This window comes from Wolbachia endosymbiont of Cylisticus convexus, assembly GCF_003344345.1.
This window is the reverse complement of record NZ_QPIP01000158.1, coordinates 1-6510: the sequence shown is the minus strand read 5'-3', so window position 1 is coordinate 6510 and position 6510 is coordinate 1. Positions and strand designations below refer to the sequence as shown.

5 protein-coding genes and 2 pseudogenes are annotated in these 6510 nt (G+C 36.5%); 3 read left to right on the top strand and 4 right to left on the bottom strand.

Annotation, left to right across the window (positions count from 1 at the left end; translation table 11 throughout):
• The 4 genes and pseudogenes from Wcon_RS09600 to mutL form a co-directional block, all read right to left on the bottom strand.
• The coding region (locus Wcon_RS09600) for a recombinase family protein (protein WP_237349973.1) at positions 1-356 on the bottom strand (356 nt) is incomplete at its 3' end.
• A gap of 244 nt (positions 357-600) precedes the next feature.
• A complete protein-coding gene (locus Wcon_RS09595) occupies positions 601-1179 on the bottom strand; it encodes a JAB domain-containing protein (RefSeq protein ID WP_114517945.1) in 579 nt (192 codons plus the stop codon).
• 170 nt (positions 1180-1349) lie between these two features.
• Positions 1350-2260, bottom strand: a pseudogene (gene wmk, locus Wcon_RS09590) (WO male-killing family protein Wmk).
• Between the two features lie 68 nt (positions 2261-2328).
• Positions 2329-4045 (bottom strand): annotated as a pseudogene (mutL, locus tag Wcon_RS09585) (DNA mismatch repair endonuclease MutL).
• Positions 4046-4850: 805 nt separating this feature from the next.
• Here mutL and Wcon_RS09580 point away from each other — a divergent pair.
• The 3 genes from Wcon_RS09580 to Wcon_RS09570 form a co-directional block, all read left to right on the top strand.
• Positions 4851-5741 carry a reverse transcriptase domain-containing protein gene (locus Wcon_RS09580; RefSeq protein ID WP_114517629.1) on the top strand — a complete coding sequence of 297 codons (891 nt, stop codon included), beginning with the start codon at positions 4851-4853 and terminating at the stop codon, positions 5739-5741.
• The gene (locus Wcon_RS09575) at positions 5714-6334 is read left to right on the top strand and encodes a group II intron maturase-specific domain-containing protein (RefSeq protein WP_114517628.1); all 621 of its coding nucleotides are present in this window, start codon (positions 5714-5716) and stop codon (positions 6332-6334) included. The genes Wcon_RS09580 and Wcon_RS09575 overlap by 28 nt, the downstream gene beginning before the upstream one ends.
• The coding region (locus Wcon_RS09570; RefSeq protein ID WP_147269164.1) for a hypothetical protein at positions 6331-6510 on the top strand (180 nt) is incomplete at its 3' end. The genes Wcon_RS09575 and Wcon_RS09570, both read left to right, overlap by 4 nt.

Here is a 6510-nt window from a genome sequence, read left to right as displayed (position 1 = left end):
TTTAAAAAAATTACTTCTACTTTTGCTTTCTGTAATTCTTCAAGTAAAACCATCTGATATGCATATTTACGCGATAAACGATCAGGAGAATGAATATAGATTATGTCAATTTTACCTTCTGCTACTTTATTACGTAATTTTTCTAAGGCAGGACGAACTAAATTAGATCCACTATAGCCATTATCAACGAATTTATGTTCATCTAGCAATTCATGCCCATCTGCTTTAATTTTATTTTCTAAAGCTGAAAGTTGACTTGCAATCGTATTCTCTTGTACTTGTTTTTCTGAAGAAACTCTTGCATATAAGCTTACTGTTAACATTTGATCCTCCTTGAAGTTCTTTTTTATTTGCATTTACTGAATACTTTAGCACTGGCATTAATTTTGTGTAGGCGTCTAATAAATATACCTCTGCCAACCTATCAGGTTCATAACTAACTCGTATGGCAAATCTTTCTTTACTGTTCATAACATTCCATTTAAATAATATGCTCATTATTAATCCACTACATTAAAGCTGATAATTAGTTCGTCATTAGCGTCATAAATAAATGGAGCTCTTACTTTTGGACATAAAAGTTTTCTGGAAATACTTTTTTCAAGTTTTAAATTGTTGGCAACATTGTCGTAGGTGTATTAACCTTCCTTCTGGGTGGTTATGCGATATTATTATTGACGTCGCTTTTCTTATTAACGCCTTTCTTGTTACTTCTCTTATGTAAAAAGGTACCTTATCCACTGTACCAGTAAATACTTCTTCCCCCTTTAAACGGCACTTTTGATCAAAATATATTATTTTCATCTTTTCCTCCTCTGAGTAGCCAATACTCACCCTTAAATATTTTACGATGATTTCCAAGTTATCCATTACAGGTCCTTTCTTTAACTCTTCTCTTGGTACCCTCTTTGAAGCTTCCTTTAGGCATAAAATTACTGCTACTGTAGAGTCGGTTATCCCTTCTATAGTTTTCAAGTCATCTATTTCCTGGCCTAAAACTCCTCCTATTCCAAAACTATCAATTAGCTTTCTAGCAATACTGCGAGCTTCGTCCCTGTCATGCACTGCACTTAGAAACGTTTCTATTACTTCACGATCAAGTAGAGCTTTACCGTTGCTTTCTAATGCTCTGAATTCTATTTCTTCTCTACGATCTTTACTATCTTTCTTATTATTCATAAAAATTACCCTTCACTAACAACAAAATGTTTTTATATATTTACTGCTGTTTTTTATCAGCATTGGCATGAAGCCATAGCTTCCGAGTGAAGTCAAATCAATTTCTCAATCTTTTTTACTTATTTTTTTATGAATAGGTAAAGATATTAATATATACTGATTTTTTTATTTTAAACTTGTTGAATTTCGTCTAAAGAGAGGCCTACCGCTTGCAAAATAATATCAATAGAAATTCCTCCTTTTACTAAATCCTTTGCAATTTTCTGCTCTTTTCACTTTCTCTTCGCAAATCCGTATCTCTTCAAGCAGAGATTTTATTAGCGCATAGCGTAATTCTTGACTCTCAATTTTTTTGTATTCTTTTATCAAATCAGGTACTACTTTACTACCTTCACCTTCTTCTATTAGTAGATCTGTAATATTAATCGATAATGTTTCTGCTATTGCATACAATTTTTCCAGTGGAATAGCCACACGTCCTTGTTCATAGTTGCTTATTTCATCACCTCATTTTCTCTGCTAAATCCTTCTGAGTATATTCCCGTACTGCCCTCCATTCCTTTATCTTTTTCCCTATTTTGTAGTAGATAGAACCTGTTTTTTCTTCAACACATTCATCAGCAGAGAGACCAATTGTTTTTGCAACAATATCAACAGAAACTCCCGATTTAACCAAACCCTTTGCAATTTTTATTTTTTCCGATTTTCTACTACTTTTCTCACTAACTTTGACAAATTTGGTTAGTAAACAAAACATCCTACGTAACTCCTGATCGTTAATCTTTTTATATTCTCTTACTAGATTTAATATTTTCTCTCCCTCATCTTCAAAACAGATTTTTTCATTTGATACAGGAATTAGGTCTACAATACCAATCGACAATATCTCTGCTATAGCATACAACTTTTCAATCGAAATTTTACATGTTCCTTTTTCATATTGTAGTACTACTTGATATGTTACACCGATTTTTTTTGCTAAATCTTTTTGAGTATATCCTCGCTTTAACCTCCAATTTCTTACTTCCTGTCCTATTACTTTGTAGTCTAAAAAGTTAGAGCAATTATTCTCTTTTTTCACATTTTATACTCTATAATTAAAAGAGCTATCACGTATACTTAATTGGTAACCTTTTTGACAAATTGAACTCATTTCCTTTCAAATAATTTTTCTATATCACTTAGTTTCATTTCTATGTAAGTTGGTCTTCCGTGATCAGCATACGGTGTTTCTTCCATTTGTCTCATCAACTCATTCATCTCCTCCAACTTCATTTCCCTTCCAGCTCTATGGCACGCAATAGTAGCTAATATCTTGTTCACTTTTTCTTCTATAGGTAGCGTATCTCCTATCTCTATTAATCTATCAACTATACCATCTCTTTCACATTTATTGTTCCTAAAATTGCAGGAATTTCTTTTACCTTCACTTTATCTTCTGATTGTATTTCAATATCAAAACCCATTTCAAAAATTTATAAACCTCTATCATTTCCATTTCAGCTTGGTTTTTAATTTCAACTGTTTCCGGAAGAAGAAGTTTTTGTCTTTTTATGCTTGTTAAGCACTCGTATATCAACCTCTCATGAGCTGCGTGCTGATCTACTATAATTAATTTGCCTTTAGCCTCAGCAATAATGTAAGTATTGTAGACCTGACAGCGTGCATATCCTAGAGCTCTACCAAATCAATTTGCTCCCTTTCTAGAACCATAGTTCCCTTTTGGGGTGGAGATTCTCCATATTTAAACGTTTCTGGTAAGCTTTGCCTTCTTTCGTCTGGTGCATTGAATCCTTTCATTAGGCGATTTTCTAAAAGACTTGGTCTCTTCTCATAAAACTCTTTTTATTTTTTCCTCTTTACTATTAACCTGCTCTTGGCTATCAAACTCTTCAATACTTTGAGACTCAACATCACTTGCTGCGAACGTGCCTATTCTAGTCGATAATGCTTTTATTATTCCTCTTCTCACTATTTCATATACTAGCCTCTTGTTCTGAAACCTTACCTCTGATTTATTTGGATGCACATTTTGATCGTATGGTATCTCTAAGTGCAGCGCTGCAAAAGGATACCTCCCAACTGGTTGATATGCATATCGAATTGCATCTATAAGTAGATTGTCTTTTATTGGCCTTCCATTCACAAATGTATAGATCATATCAGACTTACCTCGATTGACCGTCGGTTTGCAGATATGTCCCGTAAGTTTGATGCCATCTTCTTCCTCGTTAACTCCCAGCGAGTTACTCTGAAATTCTTCTTCTATTTCACACAATCTGTTAAATAATGAAGTTTGTTTAGCATATTTTAAGAGCTTTTTATTACCCGAAGCGAGAGTAAACCCAATACTATATCGCTAAGTTATTTACAATATCAACTATAGCTTGTGTTTCTGCCCTTTCGGTTTTTAGAAATTTTAGTCTATTTGGTGTCGCAAAAAATAAGTCACGAACTTCAACCCTGTAGCAAAGAACAAGGTGTAATCTCTCTTATTTTTTCTCCTCCCTCATAACTTATAGACCATGCTTCCTTTTGCCTTAGACGATAATTTCATTCTACTTACTGCTGCAATTGAATTCTCCTCTAAACCCAAGATGCTTGATTTCTATTAACTCACTATCGCTTAATTTTGAAGTGGCATGCCTCATAAATGCTAGTTCTAGATCGTTCTTTTCTATTCCATTTCCATCATCTGTCACAGTTATAAGGTTACGCCCACCACTTTCTATCTCGATCTCTATCTCTATCTCTGAACTTCCAGCATCTATTGCATTTTCTCCTTTACTACACTCGCTGGCCTTTCTATTACCTCTCCCGCTGCTATACGGTTTATGGTTTTTGTGTCTAATTGCCATATTTTCAACTCTCAGTCTGATCAGTTGGATATCAATGCAAATCAAGTTCTCTATTAAATAAGCCCTTTCATGAAGATCATTCTTTGACTAACATGTTTGAATTTTAGTTGAATATTTCTTCAGAATTGTGTATAATTATTAATGCTTTCTAGGTTAATTCGTCATGGCTTTATCTAAATTTCTTGATGCACGCAATGATTATGCCTTTGTGTGACGTGAAAGTCGTCTATTAAACTGTTTAGCACTGACTAAACCGAGTGTTTTGCCACTCGTACCCTACTAAACTGTATAAGTACAGTAATGTCTTATGCAAAGCGTTTAGGACAATGAACCCGCCCGAAAAGGAGAAGTTCGGTCTGTGAAGAAGGAACGATGCTATAAGTGTCAAGTTGGCACGGGGGCTAGGGTGAACGGTATGGATAACAGAAGTGAATGATCGTAAGCATCGTTAAATCGAACAAGCCAAAGACACTGACAGGCTTGGACCAAAAGGTATGTGGTAGGTTATCAGCGTGAACGCATCTGATACGCAAACATAAACACCACCGGTGTATAGATCAATCCTAACCCGCTCGTTGTTTGATAGGTGGAACACGGAAACCCCATATATCTCTGGGTAATTTCTTTACTCAGTAAGGTTGATCATGAGAAAGACTGATGGATATGTGGGATTGGGAGTGTGGAAAAAGTGAATGCTCATCTGTAATGGATGAGATACAGGTTTAAACGTTATCTGGCTCGAAAGAGAACTGACGTCCACTACGGTCATCTTGAACAAGATTGTTTGTAAAACCTTTTAAGTGAGGAAAGCAGATGGTTACAGGTAAAATTGTAAGTGCACCTTTCGGTACAGCAGAACACTGGAATCAAATTAACTGGTTTCAGTGTAAAAAAAATACCAGAAGGCTACAAGCTCGTATTGTTCAGGCAACAAAAGCTAGGAGATGGAATAAAGTGAAAACTTTACAACGCCTCCTCACACGTAGTTTTAGTGCTAAAGCGTTGGCAGTAAAACGCGTAACTTCAAATAAAGGAAAATGTACAGCTGGTGTTGACAACCAGTTGTGGCAGAGCCCTTCAGCAAAATCTCAAGGAATTGCAAACCTGAGGCAACGAGGATATCGCTCTCAACCTTTGAGACGAGTCTATATCCCCAAACCTACAGGCAGCAAGCGACCTCTTAGTATTCCCACTATGAAAGATCGAGCGATGCAGGCCTTATATCTTATGGGACTTGATCCTGTTGCAGAAACAATAGGAGATAGACACTCATACGGATTTAGGAAACATCGCTCAGCTGCTGATGCGATAAGCCAGATCCACAAAACTTTGGCGGGACGCGACAGATCGCAATGGATCCTAGAGGCGGATATTAAGAAGTGTTTTGATGAAATAGACCATTGCTGGTTAGAAAGCTCAATTCCAATAGAAAAGAATATTCTCAGCAAATGGTTAAAATCTGGGTTCATAGAAAAACAAATGTTCCGCTTCACAATAGCAGGGACTCCACAAGGAGGAATTATCTCCCCTGTACTTGCTAACTTGACCCTTGATGGTTTCGAAAATGTTATCAGTAAACATTTCGGGAAGAAGGGAACAAGAAAACGCAAGAAATATGGTGTGCACGTGATTCGCTACGCGGATGACTTCATAGTAACACTGGAAAATCAAAAGAAATTCTTGAGACTAAAGTTAAAAGGCTAGTAGAGGATTTCCTCAGCGACAGAGGGTTAACTCTATCCACAGGAAAAACCAAGATCACACACGTAGAACAGGGATTTGATTTTCTAGGTCAGACAGTACGTAAGTACGAAAGGAAGATAATCATCAAACCTTCAGCAGAAAGTACAAACCGACTTCTGAAGCGCATCCGGTGCTTGATTCGTAAGAACTGCGCAGCAACCCAAGAAAAAGTAATAGAACTGCTCACACCTCAAATTCGAGGGTGGGTCTATTACCACAGGGGAATATGCGCAAGAAAAGCTTATGAGAAAGTGGATTCTGAGATTTTTAAAGCCTTATGGCAATGGTCAAAACGCAGACACCCTAATAAAGGCTTACGCTGGATTAAGGAGAAATACTTTAAAACAAAAGAAGCCAGAAGATGGTGCTTTGCAGCGCTGACTAAGAATAAAGGTACAGTTGAGTGGAAGGAACTCTTTCAAGCAACAAGCGTACCAATTCGTCGCCACAAGAAAATTCAAGCTGAGGCAAATCCCTACGATAAAGAATGGTATGCCTACTTTGAAAAACGTAGATCAAATAATCCTTCTCTTTATGAGGATGATAAGATATGATTAATGTTAATCCTAGTAAGGAATTTGAAATGCCAGAATATTTGAAGGAAGCTGTTGCCGGTTCTCGAGAAAAGGACTTAAGATGGCTCGAGCCGTATGAAGGGAAACTTTCAAGTACGGTTCCTAGAGGAGAGTTTAGTGGAAAATATCTCAGTCCACTAAACTCTTACTCGTTC

What these genes read in the sequence shown, in the direction of transcription:
- Wcon_RS09595 (WP_114517945.1), bottom strand. Translation starts at nt 1,179, where the DNA reads ATGAATAATAAGAAAGATAGTAAAGATCGTAGAGAAGAAATAGAATTC.
- Wcon_RS09580 (WP_114517629.1), top strand. Translation starts at nt 4,851, where the DNA reads ATGGTTACAGGTAAAATTGTAAGTGCACCTTTCGGTACAGCAGAACAC.